Annotated in this window: 15 protein-coding genes and 1 tRNA gene; 6 read left to right on the top strand and 10 right to left on the bottom strand. The window is 59.5% G+C overall.

Annotation, left to right across the window (positions count from 1 at the left end; all coding sequences use genetic code 11):
* Positions 1–20: 20 nt before the first annotated feature.
* The 7 genes from CO583_RS04945 to metK all read right to left on the bottom strand — a co-directional run bounded on the left by CO583_RS04945 (position 21) and on the right by metK (position 6,376).
* Complete coding sequence (locus tag CO583_RS04945; RefSeq protein WP_081563347.1) at positions 21–386, bottom strand: hypothetical protein; 366 nt, start codon at positions 384–386, stop codon at positions 21–23.
* Positions 387–676: 290 nt separating this feature from the next.
* Positions 677–753, bottom strand: a tRNA-Pro gene (locus tag CO583_RS04940).
* A 191-nt stretch (positions 754–944) separates the two neighbouring features.
* Positions 945–1,859 (bottom strand): electron transfer flavoprotein subunit alpha/FixB family protein, encoded by a 915-nt coding sequence (locus CO583_RS04935; RefSeq protein ID WP_043558686.1) that lies wholly within the window; start codon positions 1,857–1,859, stop codon positions 945–947.
* Entirely contained in the window at positions 1,859–2,608 is a 750-nt protein-coding gene (locus CO583_RS04930; RefSeq protein WP_086431745.1) for an electron transfer flavoprotein subunit beta/FixA family protein, read from the bottom strand. The genes CO583_RS04935 and CO583_RS04930 overlap by 1 nt, the downstream gene beginning before the upstream one ends.
* Before the next feature lie 69 nt (positions 2,609–2,677).
* Positions 2,678–4,327, bottom strand: coding sequence for an electron transfer flavoprotein-ubiquinone oxidoreductase (locus CO583_RS04925; RefSeq protein WP_248630830.1), 1,650 nt, complete (start codon positions 4,325–4,327; stop codon positions 2,678–2,680).
* A gap of 51 nt (positions 4,328–4,378) precedes the next feature.
* On the bottom strand, positions 4,379–5,131 hold the full coding sequence (locus tag CO583_RS04920) for a tRNA (guanosine(46)-N(7))-methyltransferase TrmB (RefSeq protein WP_081562490.1): 753 nt from the start codon (positions 5,129–5,131) through the stop codon (positions 4,379–4,381).
* A gap of 60 nt (positions 5,132–5,191) precedes the next feature.
* Positions 5,192–6,376 (bottom strand): methionine adenosyltransferase, encoded by a 1,185-nt coding sequence (metK, locus tag CO583_RS04915; protein WP_081562489.1) that lies wholly within the window; start codon positions 6,374–6,376, stop codon positions 5,192–5,194.
* Positions 6,377–6,563: 187 nt separating this feature from the next.
* On the opposite strand from metK, the gene CO583_RS04910 reads away from it, so the two are divergent.
* On the top strand, positions 6,564–7,691 hold the full coding sequence (locus CO583_RS04910) for a DNA adenine methylase (RefSeq protein ID WP_197981632.1): 1,128 nt from the start codon (positions 6,564–6,566) through the stop codon (positions 7,689–7,691).
* A gap of 73 nt (positions 7,692–7,764) precedes the next feature.
* On the opposite strand, the gene dapB is transcribed toward CO583_RS04910, so the two are convergent.
* The 3 genes from dapB to dnaK form a co-directional block, all read right to left on the bottom strand.
* Positions 7,765–8,517, bottom strand: coding sequence for a 4-hydroxy-tetrahydrodipicolinate reductase (dapB, locus tag CO583_RS04905; protein WP_043558682.1), 753 nt, complete (start codon positions 8,515–8,517; stop codon positions 7,765–7,767).
* Between the two features lie 12 nt (positions 8,518–8,529).
* A complete protein-coding gene (gene dnaJ, locus CO583_RS04900; RefSeq protein WP_249103203.1) occupies positions 8,530–9,672 on the bottom strand; it encodes a molecular chaperone DnaJ in 1,143 nt (380 codons plus the stop codon).
* Between the two features lie 190 nt (positions 9,673–9,862).
* A complete protein-coding gene (gene dnaK, locus CO583_RS04895) occupies positions 9,863–11,761 on the bottom strand; it encodes a molecular chaperone DnaK (protein WP_043558677.1) in 1,899 nt (632 codons plus the stop codon).
* A 484-nt stretch (positions 11,762–12,245) separates the two neighbouring features.
* On the opposite strand from dnaK, the gene CO583_RS04890 reads away from it, so the two are divergent.
* From CO583_RS04890 to dcd, 5 genes are all read left to right on the top strand, one after another.
* Positions 12,246–13,271: a hypothetical protein gene (locus CO583_RS04890; protein ID WP_043558785.1), complete on the top strand. Its 1,026-nt coding sequence runs from the start codon at positions 12,246–12,248 to the stop codon at positions 13,269–13,271.
* A 40-nt stretch (positions 13,272–13,311) separates the two neighbouring features.
* On the top strand, positions 13,312–14,511 hold the full coding sequence (locus CO583_RS04885) for a glycosyltransferase family 4 protein (RefSeq protein WP_081563343.1): 1,200 nt from the start codon (positions 13,312–13,314) through the stop codon (positions 14,509–14,511).
* Positions 14,508–14,684 carry a hypothetical protein gene (locus CO583_RS04880; RefSeq protein WP_166651588.1) on the top strand — a complete coding sequence of 59 codons (177 nt, stop codon included), beginning with the start codon at positions 14,508–14,510 and terminating at the stop codon, positions 14,682–14,684. The genes CO583_RS04885 and CO583_RS04880 overlap by 4 nt, the downstream gene beginning before the upstream one ends.
* On the top strand, positions 14,685–15,674 hold the full coding sequence (locus CO583_RS04875; RefSeq protein ID WP_227431401.1) for a DMT family transporter: 990 nt from the start codon (positions 14,685–14,687) through the stop codon (positions 15,672–15,674).
* Positions 15,675–15,833: 159 nt separating this feature from the next.
* Positions 15,834–16,385 (top strand): dCTP deaminase, encoded by a 552-nt coding sequence (dcd, locus tag CO583_RS04870; RefSeq protein WP_043558674.1) that lies wholly within the window; start codon positions 15,834–15,836, stop codon positions 16,383–16,385.
* Positions 16,386–16,393 lie beyond the last annotated feature (8 nt).

The following is a 16,393-nucleotide window of genomic DNA, read 5'->3' as shown; positions in this document are numbered from 1 at the left end:
CACACAGGAACGGTCAGGCATCAGTGAGCCGCAGGCTGTGCGTCACTTTCCGGATGTTCGGCATCGTACCACTGGGCCTTCTGGTTTGTCGCAGCAGCAGAATGGTTGTTCTGCCACCAGCCGGAACCATTCTGCTTGCTGTCGACAGGATGTTCCTTCTCCCACAGGGCAGCTTTCTCGGCGATGCTCTTGCGGTATTTGTGGCGCTGATACATGCCGACGGCGCAGCCGCCTACAGCACCGATTACGCCATGCTTATGGGCAACATGGCCAGCTACGGCCCCGGCGGCACCATATTTCAGGCAACCACCCGGCTCGGCCATGGCTGGAGCAGCAGAACCGGCCAGCACGGCAGCAGCGATGAGAGAGTAAATCTTGCGGGTCATGATCTGATCCTTGCAGAAAAATGAGACTGGCCTGTTGGTCATGGATGAGTGGCGTCCGGTTTCGGCCATCATGATGAAAGGCACGCCCTCTTATTGCTCATAATGGAGAGAGCGTCCATTGCCCCTTCATGATATGGGGTGAGGGACAGGGCTGGAAAGGATGCTAAAGGTTAATCTTTACTTTAATGATACGATCACACTATGGGGAGCGCCAACATGACAAAGGGACCACGCCGGGAAAGACAACCTGCCTGGCCAACGAAAGAAAATGGAATTGTCAGGGGATGAAATGGTCGGAGTGAGAGGATTCGAACCTCCGGCCCCTGCGTCCCGAACACAGTGCTCTACCAGGCTGAGCTACACTCCGACTTTGTGGGGCTATTCCTACCCTTCATCAGGGAAAGGCGCAAGGGGCAAACGGACTGTTTTTATAGAAAAATGAAGCCTTCTTTACAGAAATGGGCATGACACGCAAAAAAACCCGCCTCCCAGAAGGAAGAGCGGGTTTTTTGCAAAGAACCGGGCAAAGGGGCGTGTCTGCCTCGCCTGCCGGGTGCCTCAGAGGGCTTTTTCCAGAGCGGGGAGAAGCTCGAAGAGATCCCCGACCATGCCATAATCGGCCACTTTGAAGATCGGTGCTTCAGGGTCGATGTTGATGGCAACGATCACACGGCTGTCCTTCATCCCGGCGAGATGCTGGATGGCCCCAGAGAGGCCGGTGGCGATATAGAGTTCGGGGGCCACTACCTTGCCGGTCTGTCCGACCTGCATCTCATTGGGCGCAAAGCCGGAATCAACAGCCGCACGGGAGGCCCCGATGGCAGCGCCCAGCTTGTCGGCCACTGGTTCCAGCAGGGTATGGAAGTTGCTGGCATCCTTGAGGCCTTTGCCGCCAGAGATGACCACACGGGCCACTTCCAGCTCCGGCCGGTCAGACTGGCTCTGCTCCAGTTTTACGAAGCCGCTTTTGCCGTCATCTGCCGGAGCGTCCAGCACGTCGATGGGGGCACTGCCACCTTCTTCTTCCACGGGGTCGAAGCTGGAGGAGCGGACAGTCATGATTTTGATGCTGTCGCTGGACTGCACGGTAGCCAGTGCATTGCCCGCATAGATGGGCCGCACAAAGGTGGCATCATCCTTGATGGCCACGACGTCGGAGATCGGCTGGGCGTCCAGCAGACCAGCGAGGCGGGGCAGGATGTTTTTGCCAGTGGAGGACGCTGCGGAGAGGATATGGCTGTAAGACTCTGCCAGGCTGGCCAGCAGGGCAGCCGCAGGTTCGGCCAGAGCATGGTCCAGTGCGGGGACATGCAGGACCTTGCGGATGCCCGGCAGTTTGCTGGCGGCCTCTGTTCCTGCCTTGCCCAGAAGCAGGGCATCGACATCGCCAAAGCGGGAGGCAGCGGCAACGGCGGAGCGGGAGCCCTGACGGATCCTGCCGTTTTCGGCTTCAATCAGAACAAGTGCGGTCATCAGATCACCTTCGCTTCCGTCTTGAGCTTTTCGACCAGCTCTTCCACCGTTTCCACAATGACACCGGCCTTGCGTTCCGGCGGCTCCGCCACGCTGACGACCTTCAGGTGCGGCGTCAGGTCCACGCCGAGGGAACCGGCCTCGATCGTTTCCAGCGGTTTCTTGCGGGCCTTCATGATGTTGGGCAGGGAAGCATAGCGTGGCTCGTTGAGGCGCAGGTCCGCCGTGATGACGGCTGGCAGGCTCAGGGAGACGGTTTCCGTTCCGCCATCGACCTCACGGGCGACCTCGACCCTGCCATCGGCAATTTCCACCTTGCTGGCGAAGGTCCCCTGCGGCCAGCCCAGACGGGCGGCCAGCATCTGGCCTGTGGCGTTCATGTCGTCATCAATGGCCTGTTTGCCCATGGAGACAAGACCCGGCTGTTCTTTCTCCACAACGGCCTTGAGAAGGCTGGAGACGGCACGGGGTTCGACTTCGGCATCGGTCTGGATGAGGATGGCCCTGTCGGCACCCATGGCCATGGCCGTGCGCAGAACATCCTGAGCGACCTGTGCCCCGATGGTAACAGCAACCACCTCGTCAGCCTGGCCTTTCTCACGAAGGCGGAGGGCCTCCTCCAGTGCAATTTCGTCGAACGGATTCATGGACATTTTCACGCCCTGCGTTTCGACACCACTACCATCAGCCGCGACACGCGGCTTGATGTTGTAATCAACAACCCTTTTGACGGGGACAAGAACCTTCATGGTCATCCTTTGTTGCTGTCGCGGCTCAAAGTGAAACTGTCTTCAGACTATCCCCTTTTGTCTCAAAAGTCACATCCCGGAAGGATAGTTGGGCCCGCTGCTGCCCTCTGGCGTGCACCAGGTGATGTTCTGGTCCGGGTCTTTGATGTCGCAGCTCTTGCAGTGCACACAGTTCTGGGCATTGATGACCAGCTCGTCCGTTTCGCTGGTCTCATAGACACCAGCCGGGCAGTAGCGGCTCTCCGGTGCGGCGAAGCGGGTCAGGTTGACCTCTTTCCATGTGGCCATGTCCTGCACTTTCAGGTGTACGGGCTGGTCCTCATCATGGCTCAGATTGCTGAGGAAGACGGACTCGGCCCGGTTGAAGGTCAGTGTCCCGTCCGCCTTGGGGTAGCTGATTTTTGGGGCCTTTTCTGCCGGGATCATCGTCTCGTTGTCGGCATGGCGATGGCGCAGCGTCCACGGGGCCTGCCCGCGGAAGATCATGCTGTCGATTCCGCTATAGAGGGCCCCGCCCAGCATCCCCCAGTGCGAGAAGGCCGGACGGATGTTGCGGGCGGCGTGCAGTTCTTTCCACAGCCACGAGCTTTTGAGGCGGTCCATGTAGGAAGACGCTTCGGCCCGCTCATTCTGGATGGCGTCCATCACCGCCTCGGCAGCGATGATGCCGGATTTCATGGAGGTATGGATGCCCTTGATCTTGGGCATGTTGAGGAAGCCGGCACAATCGCCTGTCAGCACCCCTCCGGGGAAGACCGGATGGGGCAGGGACTGCACGCCTCCCTCAGAGATGGCCCGTGCCCCGTAGATGATGCGCCGGCCACCCTCGAAATGCTCCCGGAAGGCCGGGTGCTGCTTGGTGCGCTGCATTTCCTCGAACGGTGACAGCCACGGGTTGCGGTAATCCAGGGCCGTGATGAAGCCGTAGGAGACGAGATTTTTCCCGAAATGGTAGAGGAAGGCCCCGCCGTAGGTGTGTGTGTCCAGCGGCCAGCCGAAGCTGTGCTGCACGAAGCCGGGGCGGTGTTTTTCTGCCGGAATTTCCCAGACTTCCTTGATGCCAAGGCCGAAGGTCTGCGGGTCGGCCCCCTTGCGGAGGTCGAAGGTGTTCATGGCCTTCTTGCTCAGGGAGCCACGGGCACCTTCGGCCAGAATGGTCTGGCTGGCCCGCAGGATCATGCCCGGCATGTAGTCCGGTTTTTCTTCTCCCTTCCGGTTCACGCCCATGTCCCCGGTGATGATACCGCAGACCCTGCCATTCTCGATGAAGAGGTCAGCTCCGGCGAAACCGGGATAGATTTCGACTCCCAGAGCCTCGGCCTGTTCTCCCAGCCAGCGGCAGAAGGCTCCGAGAGAGATGACGTAATTTCCCCGGTTGTCCATCTGCGGCATGAGCAGATGCAGGGCCGGGACGGGGAGAGCGGCCTTTCTGGTCAGGAACAGCAGCTTTTCACTGCTGACGGGTGTATCCAGCGGGGCCCCCCGTTCTTTCCAGTCCGGGAAGAGTTCGGCCAGCGTTGTGGGCTCCAGTACGGCGCCAGAGACGATATGGGCGCCGACTTCGCTGCCCTTTTCCAGCAGACAGACGGAGAGGTCCGGATTTTCCTGTTTCAGCCGGATGGCCGCCGTCAGTCCGGCAGGCCCCCCACCCACGATGACAACATCAAAAGCCATTTCTTCCCGTTCAATGGCGGTGTTATCGCTCTGTGGCTGCGTCATGGCGTACTCCTGCTGGCTGCCTGAAACATGAAGCTGTACGGGGGACGTATCTCACCCTTTCCGTGTGAAGGTCCAGTAAAAAGGCTGCCGTCCTTCACGGAAGGCCTTGGCCTCATAACGGGTGGGGGACCAGCCCTCAGGTCGTTCCAGTGCAGGGGCTGGAGCCTCGAAGAGGTCCTGCTGGCCCATCACTTCTGTGACCCACTCCTGATAGACGGGATGGTCGCTGGCCACTCGCCAGTGGGCACCGGGCTTGAGGAGTCTGGCCATCTGCCGGATGTTTTCGGGATGGATGAAACGCCGTTTGGCATGGCGTGCTTTCGGCCACGGGTCCGGGAACATGAGGTAGGCCCGGTCCAGGCAGCCATCGGGCAGGCCCTTCAGCAGCTGGCGGCCATCTTCCGCCCAGAGGCGCAGGTTGTCAGGACCGGTGGCCGTGGCCTCTTCGCCTTCGGGAATGATGCGGGAGAGGAGGGAGCAGACGCCGTTATCGAACACTTCCGAGGCGATGTAGCCTGTCTCGGGGTTCCGGGCCGCCTGATCGAAGGCATGTTCACCGCCACCGAATCCGATTTCCAGATAGAGCTTTGAAACCGGCTTCCCGAAGCCCTTCAGCGGGTCGGCCATGTTGCGGAAATGCACACGGGGCAGGGCCTCATCCAGCAGGCGCTGCTGGCGGGGGCGGAGAGGATGGCCACGCTGGCGGCCATAGAGACGTTCGGGCTGGGGTTTGATGTCGTCAGGCAACGGTCGATACACAGTCTGAAAATGGCAAAAAGCCCCCACCCTCAACGCATGGTCCATGCGGGTCGGGAGAAGGGGCCTGAAGGGTGGAGGGGGACAGCCCCCTCCATGGAGACAGACTCAGCGGTTGAGCGCGCTCTTGAGCTGCTCGGCCAGGTCGGTGTTCTCCCATGTGAAGTTGTCCAGAGCGGGGTCTGGAATACGGCCAAAATGCCCGTAGGCGGCCGTCTTGGCGTAGATGGGGCGGTTCAGGCGCAGGCGTTCACGGATGCCACGGGGAGAAAGGTCCACCATCTCGTTCAGCAGGGAGCCGAGGCGGACCTCATCCACATCCTTGCCGGAGCCGTCGAGATCGACATAGACGGAAAGCGGGCGGGAGACGCCGATGGCGTAGCTGAGCTGGATGGTGCAGCGGTCGGCCAGACCGGCAGCTACCACGTTCTTGGCGAGGTAGCGGGCGGCATAGGCGGCGGAACGGTCCACCTTGGTGGGGTCCTTGCCGGAGAAAGCCCCGCCACCGTGAGGGGCGGCACCGCCATAGGTGTCCACGATGATCTTGCGGCCTGTCAGACCGGCATCACCATCCGGCCCACCGATGACGAAGTTGCCCGTCGGGTTGACGTAGAATTCGTGTTCCGGGCACATCCAGCCTTCCGGCAGGACTTCACGCACGGTCTCACGCACCATCTCACGGATGGTGTTCTGCCGCATTCCTTCGACATGCTGCGTGGAAACGACGACGGAAGTTGCGCCGACCGGCTTGCCATCCACATAGCGCAGCGTGACCTGGCTCTTGGCATCTGGCAGCAGGCCGACGCCACGGGCATCACCCTGCTTGCGGTAGTCCCGGATGCGCTCGAGGATGTTCTGGGCATAGAACAGGGGAGCAGGCATCAGCTCTTCTGTTTCACGTGTAGCGAAACCGAACATGATGCCCTGGTCACCGGCCCCTTCATCCTTGTCGCCTGCGCTGTCCACGCCGACGGCAATGTCAGCGGACTGGGCATGGAGGAAGGAGGTGATCTCGGCCTTTTTCCAGGAGAAGCCTTCCTGGTCGTAGCCGATGTCTTTGATGGCCTGACGGGCACGGTCGATCAGGGTGTCCTCCACGGCCTTGGGGCCACGGACTTCACCGGCCAGAATGACACGGTTGGTGGTAACCAGCGTTTCACAGGCTACACGGGCTTCCGGGTCGGCCTCAAGGTAAGCATCGAGGACGGTATCGGAGATACGGTCTGCCACCTTGTCGGGATGACCTTCGGAAACGGATTCAGACGTAAAGAGAAAATCGCCGTGATTGCGCACTCAGGGACCTCACAGGGAATGAGTGGTGAAAAGAGGCTGCCCCTGCCCCCCGAAAGGCACAAGTGACAGGAAGTAAGAGTTCTATCGCTTGGCTGAAAATACCCTCGAGGTCAAGAGCGGGCTTACTGCATGGCCGGGATGTGCTGTATGGGAGGGGCATGGTGAATATGAGAGGATAGGTTTCAGAGTGACTGGATGTGCAGGGGAAAATGAAATCCTGTTTCGGGAAGAAGAGGATTTTCTCAGAACCCAGCTGATTACCTATCTGGGAAATAAAAGGGCGCTTCTGGATTTCATCGAGGCAGCCATCGTCGATGTGAAAACAAGGCTTGGCAAGGATCACATTGATTTTCTTGACCTTTTTTCAGGAACAGGCGTCGTGGCCCGCATGGCCAGACGCCATGCCAGATGTATCCACTGCAATGATCTTGAAGAGTACAGCTTCGTTACGAATACCTGCTACCAGACGAACAGGGGGGCTCTTGATATTCATGAGCTGGATCATGAAATCCGGCGGATCAGACGGGATGTTGAAACGAATTTCGAGCCGGGCTTCATTGCGGAATTATATGCTCCGCAGGATGATCGTACCATAAAATACGGAGAAAGAGTTTTTTACACGAGACGGAATGCCATTTTTCTGGACAGTTTTTGTAGAGCTCTTGCCCAGACACCGGATCATCTGAAACCGTATGTTCTTGCTCCGGTCATTGCCCAAGCTTCCGTGCACACGAATACATCTGGTGTTTTCAAGGGATTTTACAAGAATCGGGCCGGATTTGGTCAGTTTGGAGGAGATTCCCGCAATGCCTTGTCCCGCATCATGCGGAATATTGAGGTGGTTGCGCCGGTTCTGAGCCATTTTTCCTGTGAGTCGTTCATTCATAAGGGCGATGCGAATGACGTTGTAAGGGATGTTGGGAAGGTGGACATTGCCTATTTTGATCCCCCTTACAATCAGCATCCTTATGGATCGAACTATTTCATGCTGAATATCTTATGTGATTACAGGAGACCGCTTGATATCAGTCGGGTTTCCGGCATCCCGAAGGAGTGGAACAGATCTTTCTACAACAAGGCACGACATGCAGAGACACGTCTCTTTGATGCCATTGACAATGTGAAAGCCGATTTCGTGCTTATTTCCTATAATTCCGAAGGGTTCATCAAGCGTGACCGTTTCATATCGGAACTCTGGTCCTTGGGGAAGGTGAGTGTCATGGATACGTGTTACAACACGTTCCGTGGCTGCCGGAATCTGTCTGACAGGGACAGATATGTAACAGAGAATCTGTATCTGGTGGACAAAAGGTAAGGATACACGACCAGAAAGGACGGGATGGCATGCGGGACCTGCCTGTTGGCAGCTCCCACATGATGCAGGGGGCTCAGGGTGTGTTCAGTACGTCCTGCATCCCGTAAAGGCCGGGGGTGCGGCGGGGATCAGCCAGCCAGAGGGCGGCTTTCAGTGCCCCACGGGCGAAGACACGGCGGTCCAGCGCCCGGTGGGAGAGGGAGATTTCCTCATCAGCGGCAAAGAAGCGCAGATCATGCTCGCCAACAACCTGCCCGCCTCGCAGGGAGGCAAAGCCGATGGCACCATCAGGCCGTTTCCCGTTCTGATCCAGCCGCCTGACAGCCTCGAAGTCATCATCCCGGCCTGCGGCTACGGCTCGACCGATGGCCAGTGCCGTGCCAGAAGGTGCATCCAGCTTCTGGCGGTGATGGACTTCCAGAATTTCAGCATCGTAGTCCGGCAGGGCGGCACCGAGCTGACGGGCCAGGGAAAGCAGCATCGTCAGGGCCGGGGAGAAATTGGCCGCCTGTAGAACGGCTACCTGTCCGGCGGCTTCATGCACGGCCTGCTGGGCTGCTCCGTCCAGCCCTGTTGTGCCCAGAACCCAGGCACAGCCTGCCGCAGCGAAGGCTTTGGCATGGGCGGGGACAAGACTGGCATGGCTGACATCAATGATGACATCGCATCGGCTGGCCAGTTCTGATGCGCTGGAGACGATGTTGCGGGCAGGGTCTGCCGTGCGGGACAGGCCGCCAGCCAGAAGGGCCCCGGCCTCCTCGGCGCAGAGATGGCCAAGACGCCCCGTGATGCCAGCAATGCCGATGCGGGGGGAGGTGTTGCTCATCGTTGGTGTCCTTTACCGGTCAAGGAGCTTTTTGACACGGGCAAAGAAGCCGGTATGTTCCGGGCTGCCTTTGCTGTGGTCACCGCTTTCGGCCTCAAACTCCTCCAGCAGCTCACGCTGGCGCTTGGTCAGATGGCTGGGTGTTTCCACGGTGATGCGGATATACATGTCACCTCGTGCCTTGGAGTGCAGGACGGAGAAGCCCTTGCCACGAAGGCGGAAATTGTCGCCTGTCTGTGTCCCGGCAGGGATTTTCACCATTGTCCGGCCACCATCAATCAGCGGCACTTCGATCTCGTCGCCCAGAGCGGCCTGTGTCATGCGCAGGGGCACACGGCAGTGGATATTGGCTCCTTCACGCTCGAAGATGCTGTGACTGTCCACTGTGACCAGAACATAAAGGTCCCCGGGCTGGACACCTTCACCTCCGGCTTCGCCCTTGCCTGCCACACGGATGCGGGTGCCATCTTCGATCCCAGCCGGGATGTCGATTTTTACGGTCTCTCTGGCGGCTTCCGTACCGCTGCCGTGGCAGCTGTGGCATGGATTGCTGACAGTCTGGCCTGCGCCGTTACAGGTGGGGCAGGGGCGCTCCACCACGAAGAAGCCCTGCTGTACCCGCACGGCACCCTGCCCGTGACAGGTCTGGCAGGTCTGCCGGCTGGCGTTGGGATCGGCCGAACCTGAACCATGACAGCTGGAACATGCCTTGCGTGTGGCGATCTCGATCTCCCTGCTGATGCCTGAGAAGGCTTCCGTCAGGGAAATGTCGACCTGGACCTGTACATCCTCGGCCTGACGCTGCTGGCGGCCACGACGTCCGCCCATATTGAACATCTGCTCGAAAATGTCGCCCAGACCGCCAGCATCAAAACCGCCGAAGCCGCCACCAAAACCACCGGCTCCACCGCCGCCGCCCATACCGTTCTGGAAGGCATCATGGCCGAAACGGTCATAGGCGGCCCGTTTCTGGTCGTCTTTCAGCACTTCGTAAGCGGCATTGACTTCCTTGAATTTCAGCTCGGCCTTTTCGTCCCCCGGATTGCGGTCGGGATGGTAGCGCATGGCCAGCTTGCGATAGGCCTTTTTGATCTCTTCACCGCTTGCGGAGCGGGAGACACTGAGTGTCTCGTAATAATCCATCTGTGTAGCCATAGTGATCCTCAGTCACGCAGGAGAGCGGACACCCGGACAAGGCGTGCGGGGTGTGGCCTGCCGGAGCCGGACAGGTGCAAGGCCCTCAATGTAAAAAGGGCGCCTGTTCCCCGCAGAGAGAGGGAAACAAGACGCCAACCGCAGGAAAGGAGCCCGGCCTGCCGGCACGGACTCCGTCCCTTTTCAGCGATTATTTCTTTTTCTTGTCGTCAACATCTTCGAATTCAGCATCGACGACATCTTCGTCAGTCTTGCCACCGGCCTGATGTTCCTCACCGGCGGAGGCACCGGCCTGATGGACGGCCTGACCAACCTTCATGGCAACCTGTGTCAGATGCTCGCTGGCGCTCTTGATGGTCTCGGCATTGTCGCCTTCCAGAGCCTCGCGGGCCTTCTTGATGGCTTCCTCGGCTTCGGTCTTGTCAGCGGCCGGAACCTTGTCACCATTTTCGGAGAGGGTCTTCTCCGTCTGATGGATCATGGCTTCGGTGCTGTTACGCAGGTCCACCAGCTCACGGCGGGCCTTGTCAGCAGAGGCGTTCTCCTCAGCTTCCTTGACCATGCGATCAATGTCGGCATCGGAGAGACCACCATCGCTCTTGATGGAGATGTTCTGCTCCTTGCCTGTGGCCTTGTCCTTGGCGGAGACGTTCACGATACCGTTGGCGTCAATGTCGAAGGTCACTTCAATCTGCGGCACACCACGGGGAGCCGGAGCGATGCCTGTCAGGTCGAAGTTGCCGAGCAGCTTGTTGTCCGCAGCCATTTCGCGCTCACCCTGGAAGACCTTGATGGTCACGGCAGGCTGGTTGTCTTCGGCTGTGGAGAAGGTCTGGCTCTTCTTGGTCGGGATCGTCGTGTTGCGGTCGATCAGACGGGTGAAGACACCACCCAGCGTCTCGATACCGAGGGACAGCGGGGTCACGTCCAGCAGCAGCACGTCCTTCACGTCACCCTGGAGCACGCCACCCTGCACGGCGGCACCGATGGCAACCACTTCGTCCGGGTTCACGTTGCGGGCGGGTTCCTTGCCGAAGAACTCCTTCACGCTTTCCACGACCTTCGGCATACGGGTCTGGCCACCGACAAGGATGACTTCCTTGATGTCAGCCGGTGTCAGATCAGCATCCTTGAGGGCCTTGCGGCAGGGCTCCAGAGAGCGCTTGATGAGGTCTTCAACGAGGCTTTCCAGCTTCGCACGGGTCACCTTGACGACCAGATGCTTCGGACCGGAGGCATCTGCCGTGATGAAGGGCAGGTTGACTTCCGTTTCCTTGGCGGAGGACAGCTCGATCTTGGCCTTCTCGGCGGCTTCCTTCAGGCGCTGGAGGGCCATCTTGTCCGTACGCAGGTCCAGACCCTGCTCACGCTTGAACTCGTCAGCCAGATAGTCGATCAGCTTGTTGTCGAAGTCTTCACCACCGAGGAAGGTATCACCATTGGTGGACTTCACCTCGATCACGCCATCGGAGATTTCGAGGATGGAGATGTCGAACGTACCACCACCAAGGTCATACACGGCCACGTTGCCGGAATCGCCCTTCTCAAGCCCGTAAGCGAGAGCGGCGGCGGTCGGCTCGTTGATGATGCGCTTGACGTCCAGACCAGCGATGCGGCCCGCATCACGGGTGGCCTGACGCTGTGCATCGTTGAAGTAGGCCGGAACGGTGATGACGGCTTCGGTCACCTTCTCGCCCAGATAGGCCTCTGCCGTCTCTTTCATCTTGCCGAGAACGAAGGCGGAAATCTGGGACGGAGCGTAGTTCTCACCACGGGCACGCACCCATGCATCGCCGTTGTCGCCCTTCACGATTTCGTAGGGAACGGTCTTCTGGTCCTTGGCGACGGTCGGGTCATCGTAGCGGCGACCGATCAGACGCTTGACGGCATAAAGCGTGTTGGTGGGGTTGGTGACGGCCTGACGCTTGGCGGCCTGACCGACCAGACGCTCACCGCTATCTGTAAAGGCAACGACAGACGGCGTGGTGCGGGCACCTTCGCTGTTCTCGATCACCCTGTTCTCGTTACCCTCGCGGACTGCAACGCAGGAGTTGGTGGTCCCGAGGTCAATACCAATAATCTTGCCCATGGATATCTGTCCCTTTTCAGCGGCTTCCCACAACCCCTCAAGGCATTGGGAGAAGCCCTATTGCGACGTTATCAGGTCTGGGGGCAGGTCAAGGCCTGCAACACCCTTGCTGTTCGATCTGGGGAGGGGTGTCTTGTGTTTCAAGAGCAGGAATGGAAAAGATTTACAGTGTCCTGCTGGAGGTGTGAGGAGTTTCTTTTTGGTCAAGGTCTTCTTTTTCGGGTAAGGTCCCACCTTTACCCTGCAACCGGTTTCATCCGTGGGAGCCTGTCTTCTGTCCTGTCTGTTTTCCCTGTTCCGCAAGGCGGGCCGTCTTCTGCCCCTGTTTTCCGAGCCGGGGCGGGGCCCGACCTGGTGTTCGGTTCTTTTTCTGCCGTCTGCTGCTTTTCTGCTGCTGTGTGCCTGCCAGCCCATAGGGCCGGAACATCTCCAGAATGATCAGCTGGCTTATTCCCGGGCACTGGGGGAAGTGCAGAAGCGTGAGATGCTGCTCAATATCGTGCGGCTGCGTTATGGCGAGCCGCCTGCGTTTCTTGACACGACACAGGTGATTGCCGGTTACAACTTCTCCCGCAGTGTTTCGGGGGGGTACTATGGTTATCCGGCTTCTGCTGTCAGCAATTACCTGTTTGGAACGGGGACACTTTCCCAGGCGGAAAATCCGACCATCACCTATCAGCCTCTGACAGGTGAGCAGTATGCGGAAAATGTGGTGCGTCCCATTTCGCCCACGGCCATCATGCCGCTCAGTCTTGGTGGCATGGCCATCGACACTCTCCTGCGGCTGACGGCACAGTCCATTGATGGATTGTCCAATGTGCGGGGTGTCGGGCCATTCGGGGGTGGGTCCGTGCGGTTCTACCTGCTTCTGCATGACCTGCGCCAGCTTCAGCTGGCCGGGGCGATGACGGTACGTATTTCTACCGATGACCCGGCTGCCTCCGGCAAGGGGGGGAAATCGGGTGCCAGCAGTGCAACCGGTCAGGGGAATGGCAATGCCGGGTCCGGCAATGGTGGCGGGGGATCAGGCAATACGTCTGGCGAGCATATCTATCTTGTGCTGACAACCACGGCGGACAGCAATCTTCAGGCCATACAGGGGGAGGTACGCCGCCTGCTGCATCTGGAGCCCAATACGGCGGAGGCGGAGATCGTCTATGGGCCATATCCGAAGAAACAGGGGCAGATCGCCATTCTCACACGGTCCATGCTCGCCATGCTGACCCAGCTTTCCTACGAGATGGAAGTGCCGGAGAAGGATGTCCGCTCCGGCAGGACCCTGCCGACCATCGGGCAGGTTGGCATCGAGAGCCGCCCTGAGGTTGCCATTCATTCCGGCAGGAATGAACCTGGGGAAAGCTATGTTTCCGTTTTCTATAAAAAGTGCTGGTACTGGATTTCCGATACGGATTTCCGTAGCAAGGAGGCATTCACCATGGTGCAGGTCCTCAGTACCCTTGCGGCAACCAGTCATGGCGGCGGTGCCGTCGTGACGATTCCGGCAGGGTGACCGGGCACGGGATGGGTGTGGACATAGCGGAAAAATGGTCATGAAGCAGAAACCGGTGATCCTTCAGATTCTGCCGGCATTGGGTATTGGCGGCCTTGAGCGTGGCGCCATCGACATGGCCGAAGCCATAAGTCAGGCCGGTGGCCGGGCGCTCGTGGCGGCGGAGAGTGGAGCTCTGCTGTCCCGTCTGCGGTATGTCGGTGGTGAGCATGTGGAGCTGGCGTTTCGCAAGAGGATGTCCCTGCGGTATTTTTTCAGCCGGGTGAAGGCCTTGCAGACGCTGATCCGGCAGGAGGGGGTCGATCTTGTCCATGCCCGGTCCCGGTATCCGGCTCTTGTGGCGGTTGTGGCCTGCCGCCGGGAGAAAGTGCCGTTGGTGACGACCTGGCACGGTGACCACCAGACGAATTTCTGGCTCAAGAAGTTCTATAATTCCGCTCTGGTACGGGGGCAGCGTGTCATTGCCGTTTCCGAGCATATCGGCGAGAGACTGCGGCATGATTACAGGGTTGGGGAGGACAGGCTGCGCATCATCCCCCGTGGCAGTGATCCGGAGATTTTTTCCCCGGGGGCGGTGAAAGGCCTCCAGATGCAGACGCTGCTGGAGCGCTGGCGAATTGGTGAGGAAAGCCGCATCATTCTCATGCCCGGCCGCATGACCCGCTGGAAAGGACAGGAATGTCTGATCGAGGCTCTTGGCTATCTGGCCACCCATCATCCGGGGCTGGACTGGGTCTGCGTCATGGTCGGGCCAGGGGAGGACAGCAGCTATGCCCGGATGCTGCACAGGATGGCCGAGGAGCGGGGCATAGCGACTCGTCTGCGTTTTGCTGGTCCCTGCCGGGACATGGCAGCGGCCTACCGGCTGGCGCATGTTGTGACGGTGCCTTCTCTCCGGCCTGAGCCCTTCGGGCGGGTGCCGGTGGAAGCACAGATGATGGGCTGCTGGGTGATCGGCTCGGCCCGTGGCGGCCTGAAGGAAACCATACAGCATGGTGAAAGCGGGACGCTTGTTCCGGCGGGGGACCATCGGGCGCTGGCCGGTGCCCTGAGGGAAGTGCTGGACGTGCCACCAGAACTTATGGCAGAGCGGCAGGACGAGATCCGTGCCCATGCTCTTGCCCATTATACCAAGCAGCACATGCAGCGGGCGACGCTGGGCGTGTATGATGAGCTGCTTCCTGCTGGCTTGCGGGAAGCGTTTGTGCGCTTTCATGAGGAGAGGGATGCAGGTTCATGAAGCCTGAACAGGAGAGAAAGACCGGCGAAGCCCCCATGACAGCACGGCAGGAGCGCCAGCTGCGGGAAGCCCAGGCCCTGCGGGCCAACCTTCTGCGTCGCAAACAGCAGCAGCGCAGCCGTCCGGCCGTGTCTGGGCGTGTAACAGCCTCTGCCAGCCAGGGGGATCGCTGAGTGACCAGCCCGCGTCTGCCACTGCCATCGCGGCAGGAGGTTGCCCTCGGCATCATCACGGTGTTGTGGGGGGGGACCTACTACATCATCCAGATGGCGCTGAAGACTAGCGGTCCTCTGTTTTTCATCGGGGTCCGGTTCCTCATCGCTGCCCTGTTTGTGGTCTGTTTTGTCGGGCGCAAGCATATCATGCAGGGGATTCCACGTTCGGAGATATGGCGTGGCGGGTTGATCGGTATCGTGCTGGCTTTCGGTTACATCTGTCAGACGATCGGGCTGATGAGCATCACCAGCAGCCGTTCTGCCTTTCTGACAGCTCTCTATGTGCCGTTGGTGCCGCTGCTTCAGTGGATCATCCTGCGCAAGGCTCCGAGCAGGAGTGGGATTGCCGGCATTTTTCTTGCCTTCGTTGGGCTGGTTCTGCTGGCCGAGCCGTGGAAGACCGGCCTGACCATGAGCACGGGTGACGGCCTGACCCTGCTGGGGACTTTTTCTTACGCTTTTGAGATCATCTGCGTCGGGCTGTTCGCTCTTCACACGGATAGCCGCCGCATGGCGTTTGTCCAGCTTGTGGCGGGTGGACTTTTTGCTTTCTGTGCCATGCCGGTAATGGGAGAGCATGTGCCCGCCTTCAGCTGGGGCTGGATGGGGTGTGCGCTGGTGATGGGCATTGTGAGTGCGGCTACCCAGCTGGTGCTCAACTGGGCGCAGAAAACGGTCTCTCCCACCAAGGCGACCCTCATCTATTCCAGTGAGCCGATCTGGGGGGGGCTGGTTGGCTGGGTGACGGGTGACGTGTTGACGATGACCACGCTCATTGGGGCTGGTTTCATTGTGGCTGGTGTGCTGGCCAGTGAGGTAAAACCCCGCTGGCCCCGCTTCCGTCGGACGTTGCGTGGTGGTGCCGTGCGTGAACTGCCTTCGGAGAGGAAGCGTCGCCGTCGGCTCAGCATGTCTGAGCTGGTGATCCGTGGTTCATCGGGGGATTGACCCCCTCCGGGCCGTTCCTCCGCTTTGCGCCGGGGCAGACAGATGATATGACAGGGCAGGCCCGGCTGGTCGGGTCTGTCTCTGTCCGGGGGCGGTCTGTCCCTGTCAGGTTTTTGTCGATTTTCAGTAAGACATCACCATCCACAAGGGAGAACGGCCATGTCGATCATGCCTGACCACTGGATACGCCACATGGCGCAGGAACACGGCATGATAGAGCCGTTTGTCGAGGCGCAGAAGCGTGAGAAGGTCATTTCCTACGGGTTGTCCTCCTATGGGTATGATGCTCGTGTCGCTGATGAATTTCACATCTTCACAGATGTTGACAGTGCCGTGGTGGACCCCAAGAATTTCTCTGCTGACAGTTTCGTGACACGCCGCGGGGACATCATCATCCCGCCCAACAGTTTTGCACTGGCCCATACGGTGGAATATTTCCGCATCCCCCGTGATACGCTGGTCGTGTGCCTTGGCAAGTCCACCTATGCCCGCTGTGGGATCATCGTCAATGTCACACCGCTGGAGCCGGAATGGGAGGGGCAGGTGACCATCGAGATCAGCAATACCACCCCCCTGCCAGCCCGTATCTATGCCAATGAGGGCATCTGCCAGTTTCTGTTTTTTCAGGGAGCCAGTCCTTGTGAAGTCAGCTATGCTGACCGTGCCGGAAAGTATATGCGCCAGTCCGGTGTAACGCCCCCGCGGCTTTAAAATTCAGA

The organism is Parasaccharibacter sp. TMW2.1882, assembly GCF_023337635.1.
Taxonomy (GTDB): Bacteria; Pseudomonadota; Alphaproteobacteria; order Acetobacterales; family Acetobacteraceae; genus Bombella; species Bombella apis.
Note: the sequence above shows the minus strand (reverse complement) of the source record. Positions and strands in the feature narration are given on the sequence as shown.

Bases quoted from the DNA above. Each gene is read 5' to 3' on its own strand.
- CO583_RS04920 (WP_081562490.1), bottom strand. From the start codon at position 5,131: ATGGACCATGCGTTGAGGGTGGGGGCTTTTTGCCATTTTCAGACTGTG.
- dcd (WP_043558674.1), top strand. From the start codon at position 15,834: ATGTCGATCATGCCTGACCACTGGATACGCCACATGGCGCAGGAACAC.
- CO583_RS04930 (WP_086431745.1), bottom strand. From the start codon at position 2,608: ATGAAGGTTCTTGTCCCCGTCAAAAGGGTTGTTGATTACAACATCAAG.
- CO583_RS04945 (WP_081563347.1), bottom strand. From the start codon at position 386: ATGACCCGCAAGATTTACTCTCTCATCGCTGCTGCCGTGCTGGCCGGT.
- CO583_RS04890 (WP_043558785.1), top strand. From the start codon at position 12,246: ATGCTGCTCAATATCGTGCGGCTGCGTTATGGCGAGCCGCCTGCGTTT.
- CO583_RS04880 (WP_166651588.1), top strand. From the start codon at position 14,508: ATGAAGCCTGAACAGGAGAGAAAGACCGGCGAAGCCCCCATGACAGCA.
- dnaK (WP_043558677.1), bottom strand. From the start codon at position 11,761: ATGGGCAAGATTATTGGTATTGACCTCGGGACCACCAACTCCTGCGTT.
- dnaJ (WP_249103203.1), bottom strand. From the start codon at position 9,672: ATGGCTACACAGATGGATTATTACGAGACACTCAGTGTCTCCCGCTCC.
- CO583_RS04935 (WP_043558686.1), bottom strand. From the start codon at position 1,859: ATGACCGCACTTGTTCTGATTGAAGCCGAAAACGGCAGGATCCGTCAG.
- dapB (WP_043558682.1), bottom strand. From the start codon at position 8,517: ATGAGCAACACCTCCCCCCGCATCGGCATTGCTGGCATCACGGGGCGT.
- CO583_RS04885 (WP_081563343.1), top strand. From the start codon at position 13,312: ATGAAGCAGAAACCGGTGATCCTTCAGATTCTGCCGGCATTGGGTATT.
- CO583_RS04925 (WP_248630830.1), bottom strand. From the start codon at position 4,327: ATGACGCAGCCACAGAGCGATAACACCGCCATTGAACGGGAAGAAATG.